Below are 23,766 nucleotides of genomic sequence, written 5' to 3'. Positions count from 1 at the left end.
GGCAGTATCCTAACATTTGATTTCTTTAATAGGGTATTTATCAAAATAGCACATCATATTCATACCTTTTTTTGCATTTATTACGTTAACCGTATATAATCATGTTGGAAAAATGAAAGGATAAAACAGATTATGTTACAATACATTCCGGCTCCAAAATGTGAAACATATCGTATCCCTGTTGTAACAAGATTAAACCATATGTGGTTGATAAGGACGGTTTAGAAGTATGAAACGAATATTTTTTGTAGAGGATGATTTGAGCTTAATAAGCGGTCTTACTTTCGCTATGAAAAAACAGGGCTACGAAATAGAGCTTGCCCGCACGATTCATGAAGCGCAAGGTCTGTGGATAAAAGGGACATACGACTTGGTGATTCTTGATGTGTCGCTGCCTGACGGTTCGGGCTATGATATATGCAGAAAAATCCGTGAAACCTCTAAAGTGCCGATTATGTTTCTTACTGCTGCCGATGAAGAAACGGATATTACCATGGGGCTAGACATAGGCGGTGACGATTACATCACAAAGCCTTTTAAACTAGCCGTATTCTTGTCAAGGATAAACGCCCTGCTCCGCAGAAGTGAAAATTTCAATCAGGCAGATACCGAATTGAATTCGAACGGGATAAAAGTACAGTTATTAAAAGGGGAAGTTTATAAAAACAAAGTACTGCTCGACCTGACAGCAAGTGAATATAAACTGTTGTGCTTGTTTATGGAAAATCCCGGCATTGTGCTTTCTCCAGAACGGATTTTAAGCAAGCTATGGGATTGTGACGAAAACTATATAGACAGTAATACGCTTACGGTTTATATTCGCAGACTTCGCACAAAAATTGAGGACAACCCGGGAGATCCCCAAAAGATAATGACAGTTCGGCGCATGGGGTATAAATGGAATACGATTGATTGAGGATGGCTATGAAAATACTGGTAAATCGAAAAATCAAATCTCTTTTTGGGTGGATGTTACTGCTGATAGTAGCATTCACCCTGCTTTCAATGGCTTTTATAGTATTTGAGATAGAAAACGCAGCACTTTATATTTTGGCATGCTCTTTCCTAATGAGTGTTCTGATATTGACCGTTATTTACAGATATTTTAAAGAACAAAATGGAATAATGGAAGCTGCCGTTTTGCAAATCAGAGAATATATTTTAGGAAATAAGAATGCACGCCTAGAGTGTAATGATGAGGGTGAGCTATATAGGCTCTTCCATGAAGTAAACGCACTGGTTGCTATTTTAAACGCCCATGCTGAAAAGGAAGAAAAAGCGAAAACATTTATGAAAGGTATTATATCCGATATTTCTCACCAGTTAAAAACACCACTGGCGGCTCTCAATGTCTATACTGCTATTATTCAGGAAGAAGCAAAGGGGATGCCTACGATTCAGGAATTCACTTCCCTCTCTGAACAAGAGCTTGACCGGATTGAAGTACTGGTACAAAACCTTTTGAAGATTACAAAACTGGACGCTGGAGCAATCACATTAGAAAAAGCCATTGAAAATGTGCCGGATATGATGAGAAGTATTGAAAAGCATTTTTTCTACCGCGCAAAGCAGGAAGAAAAGCAGTTGCTGTTATTCGGTAACGATACGGTTACCTTGTTTTGTGACCGCAACTGGTTTCTGGAAGCAATCAGCAACATTGTAAAAAATGCTTTTGACCACACAAAAAAAGGAAGCTCTATTCGTATAGAGTGGAAGCAGTTTGCGTCTGTTGTTCAAATCATCATTGCAGATAACGGCAGTGGAATTCATTCGGAGGACCTATACCATATCTTCAAACGGTTTTACCGCAGCCGCTTTTCAAAAGATACACAAGGAGTCGGGCTGGGCTTATCCCTTGCGAAAACAATTATTGAAGCACATAACGGCACAATACAAGTCAATAGTGAGCTGGGTGTGGGCACGACCTTTACCATAAACTTTCTAATTCCTACAAAATAGTAGGCTTGGTGTCATCCGTTCGTAGGGTTGATGTGATATGCTGTCACCATCAAACAGAAGAGGTGTTTATTGTATGGACTTATTAGAGGTAGTAGGTATTTCAAAAACATATGGCAGTGGCGAAACAGCCGTACATGCCTTAAAGAACGTGAGTTTTTCGGTTCCAAAAGGGGAATTTGTCGCAATTGTTGGCGAATCCGGCTCGGGCAAAAGCACACTTCTGAATATGTTGGGCGCATTGGATACGCCTACTTCCGGCAAAGTATTTATTGACGGCAAAGACACTTTTTCTATGAAAGAAAGAGCGCTCACCATTTTCCGCAGACGGAACATCGGTTTTATCTTTCAGGCATTTAACCTGATCCCAGAGTTGACCGTTGAGCAGAATATCATTTTCCCTGTGCTGTTGGATTATCAAAAGCCGAATCAAAAGTATTTGGAGGAGCTTCTCTCCGTACTCAATTTAAAGGAACGTCGCAATCATCTTCCCAGTCAGCTATCTGGTGGTCAGCAGCAAAGAGTTGCCATTGGCCGTGCACTTATCACCCGTCCTTCCCTCATCCTTGCAGACGAACCCACGGGGAATTTGGATACGCAGAACAGCAGTGAGGTAATTGCGCTGTTGCGGGAGGCATCAAAAAAATACGAACAAACCATCATCATGATTACACATAACCGAAGTATCGCGCAGACAGCCGACCGTGTATTACAGGTATCGGATGGTGTTCTCGTCGATTTAGGGAGGTGTAGTGAATGAAAAGCTACCTTAGCCTGATTCCAATATCTACAAAAGTACATAGAAAGCAGAATCGAATGACGCTTCTATGTATTATTATTTCGGTTCTTCTTGTGACGGCAATTTTCAGTGTTTCTGACATGCTGCTTCGCACAGAGACCACATTTATGCAGGAGAAGCACGGAAGCTGGCATATTAAACTAGAAAACATCTCACAGGAGAATGCAAATGAAATCAGCCAGCGGTCCGACGTTAAGGCAATTGGCAGCACAGCGGTATTTAATTCGGATGCAGACAAACCATATTTTATTGGCAAGCGGAAAGCAACCTTGTACGGAACCGATAAAACCTATATAACCCAGCTTGCAAACGCTCTGGAAGAAGGAACTTTCCCACAAGCAGATAACGAGATTATGCTCAGTGAAAACGCAAAACTTGCTTTGAATATGCAGCTCGGCGACCGTGTGACTTTGCACACTCCCGCCGGGGATACTGACTTTAAGATTTCCGGCTTTGGGTCTGACGATAAAAAAAATTATCAGGGACAAACCTTTTTGGTTGCCGTATATATGACCAAAAATTCCTTTGATTTGCTTATGGCGAAAAATGATATTTCAGTCTCCCCCTCTTACTACGTGCAATTTGAGAACGCAGCGAAAGCTGCAAAGGCAATACCCGAACTGAAAAAGTTATACAACTTACCAAAAGACTGTATTTCTGAAAACACTGCACTTATGGGGATTTCAGGCCAGAGCAATAACAAAGCAATGGGAACTATTTATGCTACTGCGGGAGTTTTATTTGTACTGGTATTGCTAGCCGGAGTATTGATGATTTCTGGTAGCCTGAACAGCAATGTAACACAACGGACTAAATTTTTTGGTATGTTGCGTTGCATCGGCGCAAGTCGCCGGCAAATCATTCGTTTTGTTCGTTTGGAAGCACTAAACTGGTGTAAAATCTCTATACCAATTGGTATCATAGCAGGCACAGCAGTTAGTTGGGGAATTTGTGCTTGGATGCATTACGGCATTGGTGGTGAGTTCATCACCACCCCGGTATTTGCTTTTAGTCCGATTGGCCTCGTTAGTGGTGTTCTCGTTGGGCTTATAACGGTACTACTGGCAGCGCAATCTCCTGCAAAACGCGCAGCGAAAGTTTCTCCGGTAGCGGCAGTTTCTGGCAATGTTGAAACTACGCCCTCTGTACAGCACAAATTGAAACAACGTATTGGTAAAATCGAGTGGGTGCTTGGTATCCATCATGCAACCGCTTCCAAAAAAAACTGGGCATTAATGACCGCTTCATTTGCACTTAGTATTGTATTGTTCCTTTGCTTTTCCATCGGGCTGGATTTAGCGCGTGGGTTATTGCCCACCTTGCGGTCATGGCAGCCAGATATTACTCTTAACGGTTATTCCAATGCACTTGTAATTGAAAAAAATCTGACCGATGAAGTTAGCAATATTTCAGGTGTGAAACAAGTTTTTAGCAGTTCTTATAAGACTAAAATTCCTGCTTCTTCCTCCCGACAGGGCATTGACCATATCAATCTTCTCTCCTACGATGACTATCTGCTGAATAGCGCAAAAGACAGTGTGGTGCAAGGAGATTTGTCTGCAATTTATGGTGACAGCGACAAGGTTATAACCGTGTATAATAAAGATAATCCGCTAAAAATGGGAGATACCATTCAAATTGCAGGACAAGAGGTTCAAATCACAAGTACCATTTCGGATGCCCTGTATCCCAGTGAACTGCTTGTAATATGTTCGCAGAAAACCTTTGAACGGCTGACCGGAGAACAGAAGTATACAATGCTTGGCATACAACTCAACGAAAAGGCCAACGACAAAACGTTACAGCAGATCAGTAACCTTACTGCAAGTGATGTGATTTATGCGGATCAGCGGGAAAGCAACAAGGAAAGCAATACGACCTTTTTAGCGTTTCAGTGTGTCGTATATGGATTTTTAGGTATCATTAGCATGATTACCATGTTCTATATCATTAACAGTATTTCAATGAGTGTTTCGGCACGAGCAAAACAGTACGGAGCCATGCGTGCAGTCGGAATGGACGGCAGACAGCTTACCCGTATGATTGCCGCAGAAGCCTTTACCTACGCCATTTCTGGTCTTGCAGTTGGTTGTGGAATTGGTCTCCCATTCAGTCGTTTCCTTTATATCAGCCTGATAACACGATACTTTGGAACTGCATGGCATTTGCCGGTAACAATGCTCTGCCTTATCCTATTGTTTGTTGTTGTTGCTGCTATTGTTGCGATTTATGCCCCGGCTAAACGAATTCGTGAAATGGCAGTAATTGAAACAATCAACGAATTATAATTGCTTATTGATTTAACACATCGCAATTCTGCCGGAAAACGGTATAAAACCTACGTCAAACAACACACTCCTAAAGAAGCAGGGACTTTGATAATCAAAGCCCCTGCTTCTTAATTTTTTAATTCTTCTTCATTCAATATGAATGAGTTGAAATATGTGTGATGACAGACATTTTCACACTGCGTTCTTAACAATCTTCTGGCAAAAGCGGTAGAAGATTAGGTAAGCCATCGCCATTGGCAAGCTCGTTGCAAGAAGGTACTGCGTATAAGACATTGGAATAACAAAGGTTAGCAGCGACGGGATTATAACCACGGCGAGCAAAAAGAATTGCCATACCATCGTTGCCTTTTGCCGCCCAAGTGCAATAGCAGAGTTTGTAAGCGGCGTCACCACAAAGCGCACCATAAACAATGGAATCAAATATCTGAGATATTCCGCCATGGGTGTCCATTCCTCTCCTAAAAATCGAGAAATGATTGGTTCACCCCACAGCAGTAAAATCCCGAACGGGAAGATAGAAACAATAAGTAGCCATTTTGTCACAGTAGAAAATGTTTTACTTAGCTTTTGGCCGTCGTGCTTGTCTACGGAAGCTCCCCGCAGGAACACCTGTGAAACCGCACTGGAAACCAGTGTTAATGGTTGGGCGAGAAGACGGTTGATTAGGCTGTAATACCCGTTCATCACTACTCCGTAATTCATCTGAGTAAACACACCCATCATGTTTATGGCAAGGTTGTTAGCGATAGCGCTCGGTAGCATATATTTTGGGTACGCCATATTTTTACGCGCCACCTTCTTTAAAAAAGAGAGGCAGAACATCGAGCGATGAATTCGACCTTTCAAGGTCATCAGCATGCGTAAGTTACCAAAGAAAAATGACAAGAACTGCCCAATAATTAACCCCCAATAGCCAGCACCTAACAGGGCTAGTCCAATTTGAGAGACGACCATCACCGAAACACGGATGATGTTGGAGATTGAAATCACCTTGTATTTTTCAAACCGAACATTGTAATAATTGAGTGCGGTGGTAAGACCGCAGATGAAAGTCGTAAGAGGAACCATCCATAATGTATTTTCCGCGCCGCCCGTGAGACGCAGCGCAGCACCGAGAGATGGGATAAAGGGCCATATTGCAAGGCCTATCAGCGCTGAAAACAAAACCGCCAGTGCCGCGCTAAGCACAAAAGCGCCGCCCGCCTCCTCGTCGCTGTCTACCACCACAACAGCGTAATCGTAGCGAAAACAGGCGATTTGCTGCGTGATACTTGTAATCGAAACATAGATGCCGTAAACTCCTTGCAGTTCTGGTCCGTAGAGCCGGCTCAAAAGCGGCAGGAATAGAAACGGAATCAATTGAGCCGCTGCCGTGCCGCTGCTTAGCACCGCAACGTCTTTTAAAAAATGATTATTTCGTAGCAATTTTATCTTAGATTGTATAAATGACAAACTATAACCTCCAAATATATTGAAGAACTTCGTTCAATCCAGCTCAAAAATTAAGATATATATGGTAATTCAAACACGTCTTCCTGTTTTGATTCCATTATGTTTCTCCTATTTGCTTCAAAATAAAAAACTTAAAAAATTCATAAACGCAGCAAAATATACTACTAGAGCTCCTGTAGAAGTGAAATAGGCCTTATATTTACTTTTATCGGATTTCATTTGTATCCAAAGCTTTTTCACATTTGCTTTTATGGAAAGGTCACGCAGGCTAAATTTCTGTCGAGCAGCATAAAGAAGAAAGCACATAATACATAACACAGCAAATAAAGCCCAAAGGAGATAAAAACGGGGGGATGGGATGCCTTCGTAAAAGGGAAACAGGTAGGTCATCACCACCATAAAGCCGTTATGCGCCATATGCAGAAGAATGGGCCACAAAATGCTGCCGGTTTTGGCGCAGAGAATGCCGGCGCAGAATCCTAGTAAGAGAGCATAAAGCACTTGGAACCTGGCACCATGCATGAGAGCAAATATAACGGAAGAAGTAATTACAGTAAACATCGCCCCGTATTTTTGCATATATTGTAAACCAATTCTTCGGAATAGAATTTCTTCATTCACAGGGCCTAGAATGCAGGGACCAATGATTGATATAATTAAATATAAAAAAGGCTCTGGCTTAAATTCATCCGGTGAAAAACTCTTCAAATAAGGAATACTCAATAAAAGGATCCCATATTCAAAGAAGAAAAGAGATAACATTAAAAGGATGCTGTCAATTACTGGCAGCTTAGAAGTCGTTCGCTCTCCAACAATAATCTGTTTCGGGGTCTTCCGGAAAAGACGGCTACCTATTGTAAGAGCAAATAGCAGTGAGAAAAATGGTAATAAAATATTCGTCATATTATCCAATATCGAGTTATTAATAACTTTTTGTAATATACCAATGATTATTCTAGCAAAAAAAAGCATGTAAGAATAAGAATAATGAAGCGATTTGCAAAGGAAACAATTTCATCCAAGTTTTCTTTGTCTTCTTGGGTTTTCATATTGATTTGATTTTGTATCATTGCAACCTTTCCCTTCTTCTTAAAATTATATTTATTATAGCATTATTATTGTATTAATCTATATCATAATCTGCTTTTCCTTTTTCTTTTTCTTTTTGATAAGTGATAATCAGCAGTACATTTTGATGACTTGAAAGACAAGTCAATATTTAAAAAATTTACGCATTGATTTACTCAATTGTATTCCACTTGATTATACAAAAAAGAGATAGATATCACCTTTACAGGCAGTATCTATCTCTTTTTTGCAAAGTATTTAAAGCTATATGAGATTATTAGTCATCTGAATTTTCTTTATTTGCGGTCTCTAAGCTTTTCTTGTTTTTAAATAGGTAAGGATGCAAAAAGCAAAGAAGACCACTAATGGATGCCGCAGGAAAAATAACCTTGGTTATTAACTCAAAGGATATAACCAAATCGGGATTTCCAGTGATAAATCCAATCATAATACCAATCGCCTGACCAAAGACACACAGGAGTCCACCGATAAAGAATATTAAAAATCCAATAAAAATGACTGTTTCATATAATTTCTTCATTCAAAACACCTTCCATCACAATATGATATTGGAACCGCTTTGTTTTCACGAATTAATTTAGTATGGTATGGGCAGTACGCCAAGGGCAACAAAGCAGGCGAGCACTGTAATTGGTACAACAAACCAGACAATTAGCGGAACAAATATCTTTGGCGGGTTTGCTCCCGTAAGGCTGCAAGCTACAAATAATGCTCCTGAAGCCGGTGGAGAAGCGCCTTCGGTGGATGCAACAATCAGTAGGCCAATAGCAGCAGCGAGCGGATCAATCCCTGCGTACACCAAAATAGCGTGGGAGATTACTCCAACAGAGGTCAGGGTAGCAGTGGAAGAAAGCGGGCCTGCAACAACTGCAACCAAAACAAATATGACAAAAACAGTCAGTACCTTTGAAAGATTCAGAACATCAAGGATTTGAGCGATATCATCGGACAATCCCAAATTAGAGATAATATTGCTGGCGGCAAATACAAATAGAAGAAGGCCACCAATACTGGTAAATTCGGGAATCAATTCCTGAATAAAGTTTTCTCTGGATTTTAAATTGATTTTAATGTTTTTCCAATCCAATAAAAGGATGATAAGCGTCATTAAAATGGGAATCCAAACAAGAATGCTGATGCTGTCAATAGCTTTATCCCAAATTTTAGACTTTGCAGTGACCCAATCGGCAAACGGCCCCATTGTGAGCAGTACCGGAATGATGGCACCTAAGAAAATGAAAGCATTTCTCCCGTATTCATGAAATACCACAGAGATTGGCTTAAGTTCTTCATCATGCACAGGTGGCAGAAGATTTTGCTTGTGAATCTGATAATAAATATAAATAATTCTCCATATAACCTGGTAAATACCTGTCACAAATAACGCAACGTAGATTTGCCCTTCCGATACCAAATTCGCCACGGTAGGGAAAGCCAGCACAATAAACATGGAGGAGCTGGGAGGGAAACCAGCTCCCAACCCGCCGTTTGCGGCAATTAAGGTTGCCGCACTTTCCTTAGACCAACCGGATTTTATCAACCATTGTGCAGTAAAAGCTCCGGATGTGGCAGCATTGGGAGTGTTACCACCGGACAAACACCCTAACACCGTAGACAGCGCAGTGTTAACGTAGGCAGGGCCACCTTTTAGTTTGCCAAACATGCGATTTAAAATATGTAGCATGCCTTCCAGCACGGTGGACTTACGCAGTATAAAGGACATAAACACGAATGCCAAAGAGGCAAACAGCACTTCATAGTTTAATGCGTATTTTAATCCTTTATAGAGTAGAGTAGGAGCATTTGCCCCTCCAAACAAAGCGACCGCTATCATGCCTACAAACATAGCCTCGCCGATATTTCTCTTTAAATTAACGCTCCATACAATAATGATTGCTATGAATACAATCATAGCCGCAAGACCAGGACCCATATGAATTCTCCTTTTCTGTGTAGATTGATATCTATCAGCATTTGAAAATTAATGCGTCGCATTTTATGAGGTTTTATTAACCGGGTCTTCTTTCGCTTACTAAAAATACAAGTGATTTTGTTATCGATACTCAGGCTCATAAATAAAATCCGGAGCACAATAGACAATGTCGCCATCTTTAATAGTTAGCTCGGGCTTAAGCATGCGGTCGGCCTCAAATACGCTGCCCTTCCAGTCACGGTAGACTTGGTGGAGCTCTTTCCAGTCGAAAATCGCAACGTCTGCTTTTGCGCCTTCGGACAGACAACCAATTTCGCCAGTCATCTTCATCAGTTTAGCTGGTGCACTGGTTGCCATTTGCACTACCTGCTGCATGGAAATCCCCATGCAAATATAGCGGGACATCAGGTTGGGCAATGAAAAAATAGTACGCCGGTACATACTTCCAAGCACCAAATCTGTACTGCAAATATCTGCGATAAAACCCTGTTCCATCGCGGCTTTCATCACATCATAATCACCATGTTTACGGCCTTCGGCAGTATCGAACCAGATGCCGCGTTCTCGCGCTTTGCGAACGCATTCATACAGCTTTCCGTTTTCATCGATAATGGTGTTTTTTGCACCCTGATACACATGCTCGAAAATATCACCGGGGCGCAGTGTTTCCAGTACTTCGCAGGTAGAAACCGGAAGATTGGTGCAGTGCACTTCTACCGGGCAGTTTATTTTTTCTGCAATGGCAACCGTAGCCCTAAGAGGTGCAATGCCCAGACCCATAGCCAGTTCTTCGCTCTGTCTGATTTTCAGGCCAAGAATATTGTCTTTGTTTTCTTCGTAGATTCGGGCAATTTTTTCCGCATTAAAGTATTTGGGGTCGATACACTCGTGGTAACTGGTGGTAACGAGTCCGGCCGAACACATTTGCAGAAAGCTTTTAATGGTCACCTTGCTTCTCTCTATGACAGAAGAGCGGAACATCCGGTAGTTCGAAACTCCCGCTGTTGCATCCACAGCACTTGTCACTCCGGTAGGTAGGTAAGCAACATCTGGGTAAATTCCAATATCAGACCCCTCGGCAAACATATGCGCATGCGCATCAATCAGCCCGGGGAAAACATAGCGTCCCACAGCGTCAATCGTGTGTTTTGCCTGCTCACCTTCTTCATATCTAGTAATTTTACCATTATAAATGGCAACTGGCTGAATGCCGTCAATCTGATTGAGAGGATCAATTACGTGCCCATTGATAATTAATAAATCCAGCATTTTGTTCCTCCTTTTCCCTCCAATATAATTTTGCTGTGCAGAAATACAAAATGATTCTGTATTCCCGCACAGCAGACTTAGCAAATACTCAGTCCGCTTTCATCTGACCTCTCATATAAGCCAAAATAATAGCGATAATCGAAGTCACTGCGGACACCATACTGGCCGGAACCGCAATGGCTTTGGACAGCGACACGGACAGTGCTCCATTTAATGTAATAACAGCAAATCCCTGCGCAAGAACCATAAGTATCACTGCTACAAAGAAAATGACTGTGGTAATCACACAAAGCGCATCTAGAACTCTTTCTGCCGTTTTCATGGCAATCCTCCTTTCACAACTATTTAATGATAGGCAGTATTCCAACCGCTACCAATGTGGCTACCCCAATCAACGGAAGAACATAGTCGGTGATGAGTGGTACGAAAATAACCTTGGGATCTTCTACCTCGGCTAACCCGCAAGAAATGAAGATTGGGGACGAGCTAGGAGGAGAGGCACCTTCCGTAGAAATACAGATCATAAACACGACTATCGCGGCAATCGGGTTTACGCCTGCACCTACCAGAACGGAGAATGCGACGGAACCCACGGCAGCTGTTGTGGCAACGGCACTCAGCGGACCAGCTACCAGTACGATCATGATGCAGGTTAGAATAATCATAACCAGATTCGGCAGGGTAAGAGCTTCCAAAAGCACCTTAAGGTTTTGATCGAAACCAACCATGGTCAGTACATTACTGGCTGCAAGAGCAAACAAAAGCACGCCGCCAACGGTTGCAAAAGTAGACTGGCAGCCCTTGAGCAGCCCTATCCATTCACTGCCGGATTGGGGCAGACTTTTCCTGCCGACAATCAGGCAGATGATGCTGACGACGACGGGAACCCACAGAACAATGTTGATGGAAGAAACACCCGCTTTGGCAAAGGATTTTGCAGCAGTCAGAAACTTTGCGATGGGACCCATCGTTAGCAGCAGGGGGATCGCGATACCGGCAATCATCAGTAAAGAAGACCAGTTTTCATGAAAGGATTGACTGATCGGCTTAATCTGATCCTCTGGAACTGCCTGAACGTTGTATTTTTTGGCATACAGCCATACCCGGATTAACCGATACACGAAGGTCCACGCTCCGCCGCACAGCACGGCAATATAAGCCTGCCCAACTGTCATTGCAGCTGCAACTGGGGCAAGACCCAATAAAAGGAACATGGCAGTACATGAGGGCATGGACTGCCCAACACCGGCGTTGCCCGCGTTCATAGTAGCCGACACCTCTTTGGGCCAGCCGCTTTCTTTCATCCACGGGACGGTAATCGCGCCGACCGTTGCACAGTTTGCAATTGCATTACCGGACACCAAACCAAATAAAAAGCTTGCGCATACAGAAACATAGGCCGCGCCGCCTTTAATACGGCCTATCATGGAATTTAACAGCTCAACCAGGCGAGCAATCATTCCCGTCTTTGTCATAATAACTGACATCAGCAAGAACAGCATGGTTGCAAGGAATGAGCTTTCTTTAGAGGCTGAAAGCAAAGCCTTACCTAAGGTGCTTGGAAAAGCCGAAAATCCGTTGAATAACGCTACAATAATGAAACCGATGCCCATACACTCAGCGATATTCCTTTTCAGAACAAGCATCCAAAAAATGATTGCTACAATATAAATGATAAATGCCCAAATGCCGACCCCAATTCCCAAAAACATGGGTCATACCCTCCCTTTTAACCTTATCCTATACATTTTCCTTGAATGATTTCCACATTCTTCTTCACTAGAGTATCTTCTACCCACTGGCGCTTTGCCGTACCGTTTTTAGCGGCAGTCACCTTGCTGGCATCCAGTTCCGCATATTTTTTCGCATCTTCCAAAATCTGAGCCGCATCAGTTCTTGGAATAATGATAACGCCGTCACGGTCACCCAAAACAATATCGCCGGGATTAACGGAAATATTGCCGATGGAGATCGGCACGTTTACCTCACCGGGGCCTTCTTTGTAAGGGCCGCCAGGAGTAGAACCGGTGGCATACAGGAACATCTCCATTTGAGACAGCTCTTCGATATCACGGATTGGGCCATCCAGCACGATTCCCTGCACCTTGCGGGTGCACTGAGCATAGACCGCCATGATCTCCCCCATCAGGGAGTGGGTGCGATCCCCCTCGTTCGATACTATTATCACGTCATTAGGGCCGGCCATATCCAAAGCCTTATGCAGCATCAGGTTGTCGCCGGGGCGAGCCTTAACAGTTAAAGCTGCACCAACCATAATTGGCTTACTTGGGCTACTAATCAGGCGAATCTGGGAATTCAGCGCACAAGAACGCCCCATTGTGTCCGCTACATTCGCCGCTGGCAGAGTGCGAAAGCCCTCCATCACTTCTGCATCCGGTAAATCACGTTCCAGAAAAACTCTGTTACCTACACTCATGTTCTTTTCTCCTTTCAAATTATGAATATTTATACTTCAGTCGGAATCAAATCTTTTAGTTCAGGAACAACTGCTTTTAGAGGCCTTTTGCAGAAGAAATCATCAATGTTCTGCGCACAGACCAAAGACGCACGGCTGGAGGCTTCTTTTGTGGCGGCTCCAATATGCGGAGCAGTCAGTACATTGTCCATTTGTAGCAGTGGGTTGTCTTGCTGGAAAGGTTCATCCCAAAGAACATCTAGTGCAGCTCCGGCAATCTGTTTTTCCTCCATCGCCTGAATCAGTGCCGTCTCGTCAACAATGGAGCCACGGGCGGTATTAATTAGGAACGCAGTTTCTTTCATCATCGAAAACTCACGCTGACCAATGCTGTGAATCGTTTCCTTCGTGGCGGGAACATGAACAGATACATAGTCGCTCACACTGAAAATTTCATCTCTGTTCTGTGTCATCTTAATATAATCCGGCAGTTCCCCACGGTGGAACGGATCAAAGGCAATCACCTTCATATCGAACCCCATAGCCGCCTTTTGAGCTACCAGTTTCCCAATATTCCCCAGACCAACAAGACCCAGCGTTTTTCCGTTCAGTTCCGTTTTGGGAAGCTTGAATTTTGCGTAGCTATAATCCTCCTGATAGAGCTTTTGAACCAGCTTGAAATTGCGAGAACAGTGTAGCATGTAGAAGATTGCCAGCTCCGCCACCGAAATGCTGTTCACACCAGGTGCGTTCATCACCAGAATATTATTCCGGCGTGCCGCCTCTAGATCAACTCCGTCGTACCCTGCTCCGTGCCGGGCGATGACACGCAGATTGGGTGCCGCATCTAAAATTCTGGCGGTTATTTTTGCGGTTCGAACGATCATGGCGTCACAGCTTGCAATATCCGAGAGAATATCTTCTTCGCTGGGTCCTTTCCCATCAATTATTTCGTAACCATGCTCAAGTAAGTAATCGTATCCCTCTTTCAAAATAGGCTGTGGCAATAGTACCTTATAGGCCATTATGTAAGCCCCCTTTCTTTTTCACCTAGATATCTACGCAATTTCCGTGCCAAGTTATTGGATTTTAATATAAAAACGAAAAAATTCGACAAAAGTCGGATAAATCCTACTTTTATTTATTTTATAACATGCAGAAGATGCTTGCGCTTTTATTGATTATTATATAAAAGCATGATATAGTTTTCATATGAATTTCAAAATTGAAATTCATATGAAACGGAGGACTCGCTTATGAAGGAAATTAGGGATATCATGATTTTTTCCGCATCGGATGTTTTTACCTCTGTCGCGCGGCAAATTATTCTAAGGCGCCGCCTAACCGGTAGGGTGGGGATTATTGAGGGAACTGGAAAGAATACGATTCGCAATGCCAAAGAGGCCGTATCCTCCGGCGCGAGGGTGCTAATTGCCAGGGGGCGCAATGTGCGTCTTTTAGAAGAAAACGTGTCCTGCCCGGTGGTGGATGTTCCTTACCTTTATGAAGAAATCTACGAATCGGTACATATGGGTAACTTCGCACCGGAACAAATTGCCATGATTGGCTTTGATAACGCTTATGATACGATGCTGCGCTTTCAACGAATTTCTGGTATGAACGTGCAGGTGTTCAACCCGGAATCTACGGACACCATAGAACAAGATGTGATTGGAACCCTTAACCCCGGAACCCGGCTATTGATTGGTGGTTTTTCCGTAAAGCTGGTGGCGGATGCCCACCAACTGCAACATGTTATGCTGCGGGTGCATTCCAATAACGTGGAGATTGCCATCGACCGCGCACTGAATATTTTAACGTCTCTAGAAGCAAAGGATGAGTATCTCCAAACAATACTGGCCACCGTAAATGGGACTCCAGACGCTGTGCTGAACTATTCCTGTTCGGGGGATCTGCTCTTTTTAAACGATAATGCTAAGGCTCTGTTTCACAACCAGCCTCCAGAAGAAATTCTTCGGCTTCTCTTCCCGGAGCAGGAAATTGAGCAGGTTTTAAGCCAGAAAAAACCTTCACAAAAATCCATTGTCAAATTGTTTGATCGGGTATTTTTGGTAAACTGTAAGCCGATTATTGTAAATGCACAGATAAAAAGCGTTGTCGTCATTGTGGGCAGCGGTAACAGAATCCAGTCCGCAGAAAAACAAATCCGCATGAAGCTCAATGAAAAGCACCCCACTGCCAGATACACATTTGACGATATCATTGGCAAAAGCGTTTCTATTCAAGAAACGATTCGGCTTGGGAAGAAATATGCCCGAAGTAACAGTGCCATCCTAATATCCGGTGAAACAGGAACCGGTAAGGAGGTTTTTGCGCAAAGCATTCATACCTCCAGCAACCGTGCCGCCGAGCCCTTTGTTGCCATCAACTGCGCCGCACTGCCGGAATCCATTTTGGAAAGTGAGCTGTTCGGTTATGTAAAAGGTGCTTTTACGGGAGCCAACAAAGAAGGGAAAATGGGATTGTTTGAGTTGGCTCATGGCGGCACTGTTTTTTTGGACGAAATAGGCGAAATGAACATTGATGTTCAGGCAAAGCTTCTCCGTGTGCTACAGGAAAAAGAGATAAGCCGGTTGGGAGACCATAAAATCATTCCGATTGATGTACGGGTGATTAGTGCAACCAATAAGAATTTGGAGGAACTGGTTCGGGAACGAAAATTTCGTGAGGATTTGCTTTATCGCCTGAATGTTCTGGAGTTAAACTTGCCGCCGCTGAGAGACCGAAAAGAAGATATTCCAAGCCTGATTGAACATTATACGAGTAAAAATTGCCCAGAGATTACTTTCGGCAAAGAGGCAATCTCGCTACTTCAGCAGAGCAATTATCCGGGGAATATTCGGCAGTTTTTTAATCTCCTTGAGCGCACGATTACACTCTCGGATAACACCTGTATTTTACCGGAACATTTGGAGGGAATCATACGCCGGCGTACAGCAGGCCACACTCAGCTGACAGCCGTCGCCCCTACCTCAACTGATATAGATATTGTTCAGTACGAGCGAGAAAAAATAAAAGAGGTATTGCAAAGAAGCGGCGGAAACCGTGCACAAGCGGCGGCAGAATTAAAAATAAGCACTACCACATTGTGGAGGAAGCTAAAAAAGCACCATCTTATCCCTTAGAATTTCGCGCTGCGTTTAATAATGAATATAAAATAATCTTATATCTTTAGTTATCACCATCATGCACCTCTAAGTCGCGTGATGGTGATTTTATCTTTCTTACTAAAACCAACTAGTAATCAAAAAAATACTGCGACGCGCTTTGCACCTGTGGTATAATACAATTACTACCATAAAAGATGGAAGAGGTACTTATATGGATATGATTACAGAGCTGGCAAGGGAATTTCACCTTACGCAGGCACATGTTGGCAATATTGTAGCACTCATTGATGACGGCAATACCATTCCGTTCATCGCACGGTACCGAAAAGAGATGACTGGTTCCTGCGATGATCAGGTTTTGCGTGAGCTGTCTGACCGTTTGCTATACCTTAGAAACTTGGAAAAACGCAAAGAAGAAATATTAGAGAGTATTACCGCGCAGGGAAAACTGACGGACGCGCTCTCCCTCGCTGTTCAAAATTCGAAAACCCTTTCAGAAGCAGAGGATTTATACCGCCCCTTCCGTCCCAAGCGCCGCACCCGCGCCACCATCGCGCAGGAAAAGGGCTTGCGCCCATTAGCTGATCTCCTTATAGAGCAGTCTCTACGCGGAAAAACGCCGGAAGAATTGGCTGTTCCTTTTATCAATGAAGAAAAGGGTGTAACAAGCTGGGAGGAGGCCGTACAGGGTGCTCAGGATATTCTTGCAGAGGATTTCTCAGATGATGCTGAAATGCGAAAAAAGCTGCGGCAAATCATCCGCAGAGAGGGTATTCTAGCTTCGCGCGCCGCTCAAGAAAACCCGGTATACGAAATGTACGCCGAATATTCGGAGCCGGTGAGCAAAATACCAAGCCACCGTATTTTAGCAATAGACCGCGGTGAAAAAGAAGAATGCCTGAAGGTAAAGCTGGAGCTCAACGACGCAAATGCTTTAGCCGCTTTATGCGAACGTTTTGTGAAACCCGGCGGCACTACCTCCCTATGTGTGAAAGAAGCCGTGGAGGACTCTTGGAAGCGCCTGATTTTCCCTTCCTTGGAACGTGAAATCCGCAATGAGCTTACACAAAGAGCCGCCAAGCAGGCAATTTCTATGTTTGCACTCAATTTAAAGCCCCTGCTACTCCAACCACCAGTAAAAGATAAAGTAATACTCGGTTTTGACCCTGCTTACCGCACCGGCTGTAAAATTGCAGTAGTAGATGCAACGGGCAAGGTGCTTGACACAACCGTGGTCTACCCCACCGCTCCTCACAAAAAAACAGAGGAAGCCAAACGGGAGCTAAAACGTTTGATTCAAAAGCATGGTATCACCGTTATTTCCATTGGGAACGGTACTGCCTCAAAGGAATCGGAAATATTTGTTGCTGAACTGCTGCGTGAAATAGACGAGCCGGTCAGCTATATGGTGGTTAGTGAAGCGGGAGCCTCGGTTTATTCGGCGTCGAAGCTGGCTGCGGCAGAATTCCCGGAATACGATGTTTCTCTGCGGAGTGCAGTGTCGATTGCCCGCAGATTGCAGGACCCATTAGCAGAGCTGGTGAAAATTGACCCCAAGGCCATTGGAATTGGACAATACCAGCACGATATGCCCCCTGCCGAGCTGGATAATGCCCTTGAGGGTGTGGTAGAAAACTGCGTAAACAGCGTAGGTGTAGATTTGAACACGGCATCTGTTTCTCTTTTGACCCATATTTCAGGCCTGAATGAAACCGTAGCGAAGAATGTGGTTGCTTTTCGAGATGAAAATGGGCCTTTCCAAAACCGTACCCAGCTCAAAAAAGTGGCGCGCCTTGGGCCCAAAGCGTATGAACAGTGCGCCGGATTTTTGAGAATTCCCCGTGGGAAGAACATTTTAGACAATACCTCCGTTCATCCGGAATCCTATGATGCAGTTTCAAAGCTGCTTGCACTGCTTGGCTTAAAGCCCTCCGACCTAACCATGGAGGGCGTAGAAAGCATAGTACAGCAGGTTGAAAAAATTGGCTGGAAGCAAGCCGCCGAAGCCTGCGGGGTCGGCATCCCCACTCTGACCGATATACTTTCAGAGCTGCAAAAACCGGGGCGCGATATTCGCGACGAGCTGCCGCCACCGTTGCTACGAACTGATATTTTAAGCCTTTCAGACCTAAAAGCAGGAATGGAGCTCACCGGAACTGTGCGCAACGTCATTGATTTTGGCGCGTTTGTGGACATTGGCGTTCATCAGGATGGGCTGGTACACATTTCACAAATGTCGGATCATTTCATCAAGCACCCCTCAGACGTAGTGAAGGTTGGCGATATTGTCACTGTAACTGTTCTTAGCGTAGAGGAAGCAAAAAAGCGAATCTCTCTTACCATGAAGAAACAATCTGTTTAAATAAATAGAGAAGCACCGGTGTTGCCGGTGCTTCTCTTCTTTCATTCAACCCAAAATTGCTTTTCAGGCTCTATTCTTAATCTGTTTTCTCCCAATTGCTTTCAAAGCTAGCCTGCTCACTGATAAAATCCAGATACACTTTAGAGCCAATGGAGCAGGTATACCGAACCGTGCAGGAAGCACTTTCGTGAATCATGCGGCTCATACTGCCATTCTGCGGAGCATGGAGCGAGTGCGAACTACTCTTTAAAAGCTGTATTTTCAGCATTAAATCCCCTTGCCGCAGTAAAATATCATTTTCGCCCACATACAGCAGTCTTGCTCCACAGTATGTGGCGATTCGGTACTCTTTTCCCTCATAATACAAAAATCCAACACAGCCGGTAAAGCTTAGCGGACCCCATGGAATGTCTGCCACAGAAAACATGATGCTGTTTGTTTCAAAGGCACAGTGCGTCCACAAGTAACGGCTGGGGAACGAGCGCCCACGGTCGCCTTCCAAATAGCCAGAGCCATTCTTAAAAGTATATTCTTTCTTGTTTATGGTGAGTGTGCCATTTACTTGGTGAAATAAGCTAAAAACACTGTGGCGGCATTCCATACCCGGCAAGCAGCAAAACGGCCCCATAATATCGTAGGCAGGCGGTGTTATCGGGCTAAACCACAGCACGCCGAACATTGTGCATTCCGGCGTTTGAATATCAATCCCAATCCCCTGCTCTGAAAATAAACATTTCCCTAATCGAACGGGCAGCTGCATTCTTTTCCCCTCGCAGGTCTGGTCCGAAAAATCAATATTAAACGTATCTTCGTTTGTAATGACTTGTAGAGAAGCAGAGCGATTGCCATCCCGGTCTGTGTGAAAAGCTGGGATAAGTGCAACCGTTTCTTTTTCATTTTGCTGCTTAAAATACCAGCCCTCAAAATAGCCATTGGAGTGGCTGTTTTGCAAGTTTAGCATGTGGGTATCTCCTCCAAATCGGTTTGCGCAGGGCCATCAAGCAAACCTCCCTTTGCATCGAACCGGGAGCCATGGCAAGGGCAATCCCAGCTTTTTTCATCTGGATTCCATTCTAACTGGCAACCAAGGTGCGGACACTTCACCGAAACAGCGGTTACGTCCTCTTCCCTTTTTTTGTAAACGCCTACCTTTTTCCCGTCCGCTATCACAACTCCACCATGTCCGTTTGGCAGCATGTGTGCCTCCGCTGTTTCTGGGTCTGGCAAAGAAAATGTTTGCTTGGTGATTCCCTTTACCGCTTGTCCCATTCCGGTTAAAAAGTTTTTAGCAGATGCGGAAGGTGTAAAGCGAAGTGGTGAAAATACCGGGGCAAACGGATTCTCTTCCCCGGCAATTTGGTCTGCCAATAGAATGGCAGACACCATGCTGCTTGTCATTCCCCATTTTCCAAAGCCGGTTGCCACAAACCAGTTTGGTGTTGAGGAAGAAAACTGACCAATATACGGCACACTGTCGAGCGTCATGCAGTCCTGCGCAGACCACTGGGTAATCTCTTTGCTTTGCGGGTAAAACCTTGCAGCAGCATCCCGCAGAATTGCATATTGCCCACCTGCTGAATTCTCACCGGTTCGGTGGTCACCGCCGCCAAGTAAAAGGGCTTCTCCGCTATTGCGAAAGGATAACCCCCGCTCGCTAATGCCAAGATACATGCCGTCGAGCTTTGCTGCGTTTTCCAGTGCCAACACATAGCTGCGCTCCTGGTACATACGCATAAAGTAATAGCCGGGCACGTTAATAAACGGGAAGTGTGACGCAAACACAATCTTTTCTGCCGTTACCGTACCCCGATTGGTTACTACCTTATTTTCTTCTACCGTTAAAACCTTGGTATTTTCATACACGGTAACGGATTCCGCCATCGCCCGTAAGAACTTAAGCGGATGAAATTGAGCCTGCCCTTCAAACTTCATGGCTGCTGCCACCTCAAATGGCAAGGTGGTTTGCTGCGTTACTTGCGCATGAATTCCTGCCTTATAAGCACAATCTGCCTCTAGCTCCAGTACGGAGCAATCTTCCTTTTCCACTGTATACAGGAAAGCCGGGCGTTCCTCAAACTCGCAGTCGATTTGACGCTCTGTAATTAACTTTTTATACCTTGCGATTGCCTGCTGATTTGCTGAGGCATATTGCTTCGCTTGTTCTTCATTAAAGTTTTGGATAAGCTTTGTGTAAATAAGATGGTGCTGCGATGTAACTTTGGCTGTGGTATTCTGGGTTTGCCCGCTCCCAATTCGGTTTGCTTCCAAAACAATGGATTCTATTCCTTTTTCTTTCAGCAAACTGGCGATTAATATGCCAGCTAAACCGCCGCCAATAATGGCTACTGGTACAGTTAGATCTTTTGAAAGGGTGGGGCGTTCCTTTATTTGCGTAGTCTCTCTCCATAAAGATTGCATATTTTCACCTCTATCAATAGATTGTGCAAAAATATGGAAAATAATCATATACCACTCGCTGATAAGAAGAGAAAGCATGGTTGCATCCCGTTTTTTAAGCTTACCAGTCAATAAAAAATCACCTGCCGCAAAGGGCAGGTGATTTTGATTATTACGCTTTTTTTACAGGACGAACATATTTAAAGAAATGCTCTGGATCATAGTACAAATAAATCATTCTATCGGGAGTCGTATCCATGCAGTAACCGGTGCCTTCATAATCGAAGTTTGCCATTGTCTTTTCCATCAATTCTTCAACACTTCGATTCTCCTGCTCATAATCAAATGGGCCATGCTCAAAAACAACGTATTCTGCTTCGGGAACATCCATCATCAACATTTGTGAGGGTACTTCACCATCATAATCGATGGGAAGACGTACCCCGTAGCATTCGGTGCGAGGAATCCCCCAATCGCAGAGTCGGCCTTTCGGATCAATCATATAGGCCATGATTTGACCACTGCTGCCATTTGATTTGTTCCCGACATCTTCGTCCAGTTTTCCCTTAATGCTATCCAGCAAGCCGCAAATGGTGTCGCAGTCTTGTCCCGGAATCTGGCTCTGCTTCTGCCAAAAATCCCAATACCCATTGCTTTCATAGTTTTTCACGTGCAAAAATTTATGCGCAGGAATGGTAATAAAATAAACTTTAATTTCTTCGGAAGATTTTATCATACCGATTTCTCCTAAACCAAAAAAGTAGCGGTCAAATGGTTGTATTTTCGTGCGGAGAGTGACGGGCATCGGTTTTTTACGGTATTCACTGGGTGCAATGCCATAGGTTCGCTTAAAAGCTCTGGTGAACGCTTCATGAGATGAAAAACCATAGTCAAACGCAATATCTAAAATGCTTTTATCACTATCTCGAACCTCTTTGAGCGCAAAAGCTAATTTGCGATTCCGCAGGTAATCCCGAAACTGCATACCCGATATTTCTTTGAATTTTCTCGTTGTATGAAATTCGGAATACCCTAGCTTTTGCGAGAGAAATCGCAGTGTGATTTCTTCACTGTTGCGATTTTGAATGCACTGGTCTATTTCATCTACAATCACTTGAATTTGCTTGTGCCACTCATACATTCGTTTTTACACCTCACCATTTCAACCGCTCTACCGTTATTATAAGGCAAGCAAACTTACAATGCTTGATTTTACTTGCTCATTTATTATTTTCACATAATTGATACCCTGACCCTACAAGGTACCTTGTTCCTTACCATTCTGCCCATATTCTCTGCCCTTGTTATACCTTAATGGGAATAATGATGTCAATAAGAAAAATTCTTTTGAAAAAGGCTTGACTTCCACTACACTCAAAGAGGTATAGTAGAAGTACGAAAATGAAAACGGAGGTTGTAAACATGCAATTTGATTATTACGTTCCCACCAAGATTTTATTTGGTAAGGGCCAGCTTGCAAACCTGCACTCCCAAAAACTACCGGGACAAAAAGCACTCATCGTAATTTCCTCCGGTAAATCGACCAGAGAGAATGGTTACCTCGCGAGAGTTGAAGAAGAATTAAACCTTGCTGGAGTCTTACATATCGTATTTGACAAAATTCTTCCTAACCCCATTAAAACCCATGTAATGGAGGGTGCGGCACTGGCACGCAAGGAAGGCTGCAACTTTGTAATTGGCCTTGGCGGCGGAAGCAGCATTGACGCTGCAAAAGCAATTGCGGTTATGGCAACCAATGAGGGGGACTATTGGGATTATGTGACCGGGGGCTCCGGCCAGAGAAAGCCCGTACCGAATGACCCTCTACCCATTGTGGCAATTACCACCACGGCTGGAACTGGAACTGAGGCAGACCCGTGGACGGTTACCACCAAGGAAGAAACCAACGAAAAAATTGGCTTTGGTTACGAAAAAACATTCCCCGTGCTTTCGATTGTAGACCCAGACCTTATGCTGACCGTTCCTCCCCACCTTACAGCATACCAAGGGTTTGATGCACTATTCCACAGCACCGAGGGCTATATAGCCAAAACAGCAGACCCCATCAGTGACCTTTACGCACTCAAATCCATCGAGCTTATTGGGAAAAGCCTTGCAAAAGCGGTGGCAAACGGAAAAGATGAGGATGCCCGTGCCGACGTTGCACTGGCCAATACCCTTTCCGGTATGGTAGAATCGCTTTCTTCCTGTACATCTGAGCATAGTTTGGAGCATGCTTTGAGCGCCTTCCACCATGAGCTTCCCCACGGAGCGGGCTTAATTATGATTAGCAAGGCGTACTACACGCACTTTGCGAATATTCACGCCTGCGACGATCGCATGATTGCCATGGCTAAAGCACTCGGCAAAACCGATGCCACCAGCGCCATGGACTTTGTGGACGCTCTTTGTGCTCTGCAATCGGCCTGCGGTGTTGCAGAACTGAAAATGAGCGACTATGGAATTGACGGGAATAACTTAGAAAAATACGCAGCCAACGCCAGAGAAACCATGGGCGGCTTATTTCTGGTAGACCCTGCCCGCCTAAGCAAAGAAGACTGCATTCGCATTTATGAGGAGTCCTTTCGTTAATCATAAAGTGGCTTAGATAAACAAATATGTAAGTAAAAAGCTGTGACGTTATTCTAATCGACGGTCAGTACTTTAACCT

Annotated in this window: 19 protein-coding genes; 7 read left to right on the top strand and 12 right to left on the bottom strand. The window is 44.1% G+C overall.

The genetic code is table 11. The features are described 5' to 3' along the window. The first annotated feature begins 229 nt into the window (after window positions 1-229). The 4 genes from CAN90_RS06190 (at window position 230) to CAN90_RS06175 (ending at window position 5,043) form a co-directional block, all read left to right on the top strand. Window positions 230-916, top strand: a complete 687-nt coding sequence (locus CAN90_RS06190) for a response regulator transcription factor (RefSeq protein ID WP_085832977.1) — start codon at window positions 230-232, stop codon at window positions 914-916. 8 nt (window positions 917-924) lie between these two features. Then, the gene (locus CAN90_RS06185) at window positions 925-1,959 is read left to right on the top strand and encodes a sensor histidine kinase (RefSeq protein WP_085832976.1); all 1,035 of its coding nucleotides are present in this window, start codon (window positions 925-927) and stop codon (window positions 1,957-1,959) included. A gap of 73 nt (window positions 1,960-2,032) precedes the next feature. Next, window positions 2,033-2,716, top strand: a complete 684-nt coding sequence (locus CAN90_RS06180) for an ABC transporter ATP-binding protein (protein ID WP_085832975.1) — start codon at window positions 2,033-2,035, stop codon at window positions 2,714-2,716. Further along, window positions 2,713-5,043 carry an ABC transporter permease gene (locus tag CAN90_RS06175; RefSeq protein ID WP_085832974.1) on the top strand — a complete coding sequence of 777 codons (2,331 nt, stop codon included), beginning with the start codon at window positions 2,713-2,715 and terminating at the stop codon, window positions 5,041-5,043. Before CAN90_RS06180 ends, CAN90_RS06175 begins: the two co-directional genes overlap by 4 nt. 174 nt (window positions 5,044-5,217) lie before the next feature. On the opposite strand, the gene CAN90_RS06170 is transcribed toward CAN90_RS06175, so the two are convergent. The 9 genes from CAN90_RS06170 to CAN90_RS06130 form a co-directional block, all read right to left on the bottom strand. Further along, window positions 5,218-6,498: a lipopolysaccharide biosynthesis protein gene (locus CAN90_RS06170; protein ID WP_085832973.1), complete on the bottom strand. Its 1,281-nt coding sequence runs from the start codon at window positions 6,496-6,498 to the stop codon at window positions 5,218-5,220. A gap of 117 nt (window positions 6,499-6,615) precedes the next feature. After that, complete coding sequence (locus CAN90_RS06165; RefSeq protein ID WP_159450360.1) at window positions 6,616-7,401, bottom strand: CPBP family intramembrane glutamic endopeptidase; 786 nt, start codon at window positions 7,399-7,401, stop codon at window positions 6,616-6,618. 442 nt (window positions 7,402-7,843) lie between these two features. Continuing rightward, a complete protein-coding gene (locus tag CAN90_RS06160; RefSeq protein WP_085832971.1) occupies window positions 7,844-8,107 on the bottom strand; it encodes a hypothetical protein in 264 nt (87 codons plus the stop codon). A gap of 57 nt (window positions 8,108-8,164) precedes the next feature. Beyond that, on the bottom strand, window positions 8,165-9,520 hold the full coding sequence (locus tag CAN90_RS06155; RefSeq protein ID WP_187138311.1) for a TRAP transporter large permease subunit: 1,356 nt from the start codon (window positions 9,518-9,520) through the stop codon (window positions 8,165-8,167). Between the two features lie 120 nt (window positions 9,521-9,640). Then, a complete protein-coding gene (locus tag CAN90_RS06150; RefSeq protein WP_085832970.1) occupies window positions 9,641-10,789 on the bottom strand; it encodes an amidohydrolase family protein in 1,149 nt (382 codons plus the stop codon). An 88-nt stretch (window positions 10,790-10,877) separates the two neighbouring features. After that, window positions 10,878-11,111: a hypothetical protein gene (locus CAN90_RS06145; RefSeq protein ID WP_085832969.1), complete on the bottom strand. Its 234-nt coding sequence runs from the start codon at window positions 11,109-11,111 to the stop codon at window positions 10,878-10,880. Between the two features lie 19 nt (window positions 11,112-11,130). Then, the gene (locus CAN90_RS06140) at window positions 11,131-12,501 is read right to left on the bottom strand and encodes a TRAP transporter large permease subunit (protein WP_085832968.1); all 1,371 of its coding nucleotides are present in this window, start codon (window positions 12,499-12,501) and stop codon (window positions 11,131-11,133) included. Between the two features lie 23 nt (window positions 12,502-12,524). Then, window positions 12,525-13,226 carry an RraA family protein gene (locus CAN90_RS06135; protein ID WP_085832967.1) on the bottom strand — a complete coding sequence of 234 codons (702 nt, stop codon included), beginning with the start codon at window positions 13,224-13,226 and terminating at the stop codon, window positions 12,525-12,527. A 29-nt stretch (window positions 13,227-13,255) separates the two neighbouring features. Continuing rightward, window positions 13,256-14,230, bottom strand: a complete 975-nt coding sequence (locus CAN90_RS06130) for a hydroxyacid dehydrogenase (protein ID WP_085832966.1) — start codon at window positions 14,228-14,230, stop codon at window positions 13,256-13,258. A gap of 231 nt (window positions 14,231-14,461) precedes the next feature. Here CAN90_RS06130 and CAN90_RS06125 point away from each other — a divergent pair, with 231 nt between their 5' ends. Both CAN90_RS06125 and CAN90_RS06120 read left to right on the top strand, forming a co-directional pair. Further along, complete coding sequence (locus tag CAN90_RS06125) at window positions 14,462-16,351, top strand: sigma 54-interacting transcriptional regulator (RefSeq protein WP_085832965.1); 1,890 nt, start codon at window positions 14,462-14,464, stop codon at window positions 16,349-16,351. A 196-nt stretch (window positions 16,352-16,547) separates the two neighbouring features. After that, complete coding sequence (locus CAN90_RS06120; RefSeq protein ID WP_085832964.1) at window positions 16,548-18,698, top strand: Tex family protein; 2,151 nt, start codon at window positions 16,548-16,550, stop codon at window positions 18,696-18,698. 76 nt (window positions 18,699-18,774) lie between these two features. Here CAN90_RS06120 and CAN90_RS06115 read toward each other — a convergent pair whose 3' ends face one another. The 3 genes from CAN90_RS06115 to CAN90_RS06105 form a co-directional block, all read right to left on the bottom strand. Beyond that, window positions 18,775-19,659 carry a hypothetical protein gene (locus tag CAN90_RS06115; RefSeq protein WP_085832963.1) on the bottom strand — a complete coding sequence of 295 codons (885 nt, stop codon included), beginning with the start codon at window positions 19,657-19,659 and terminating at the stop codon, window positions 18,775-18,777. After that, window positions 19,653-21,116, bottom strand: a complete 1,464-nt coding sequence (locus CAN90_RS06110; RefSeq protein ID WP_085834301.1) for an FAD-dependent oxidoreductase — start codon at window positions 21,114-21,116, stop codon at window positions 19,653-19,655. Before CAN90_RS06110 ends, CAN90_RS06115 begins: the two co-directional genes overlap by 7 nt. 151 nt (window positions 21,117-21,267) lie before the next feature. Further along, window positions 21,268-22,236 carry a helix-turn-helix transcriptional regulator gene (locus CAN90_RS06105; RefSeq protein WP_085832962.1) on the bottom strand — a complete coding sequence of 323 codons (969 nt, stop codon included), beginning with the start codon at window positions 22,234-22,236 and terminating at the stop codon, window positions 21,268-21,270. A gap of 281 nt (window positions 22,237-22,517) precedes the next feature. Between CAN90_RS06105 and CAN90_RS06100 the strand changes: the two genes are divergently transcribed. After that, window positions 22,518-23,687, top strand: coding sequence for an iron-containing alcohol dehydrogenase (locus tag CAN90_RS06100; protein WP_085834300.1), 1,170 nt, complete (start codon window positions 22,518-22,520; stop codon window positions 23,685-23,687). The last annotated feature ends 79 nt before the right edge of the window (window positions 23,688-23,766 follow it).

The organism is Clostridium merdae (genome assembly GCF_900176635.1).
In the GTDB taxonomy this organism is placed as follows: domain Bacteria; phylum Bacillota; class Clostridia; order Oscillospirales; family Acutalibacteraceae; genus Faecalispora; species Faecalispora merdae.
Note: the sequence above shows the minus strand (reverse complement) of the source record. Positions and strands in the feature narration are given on the sequence as shown.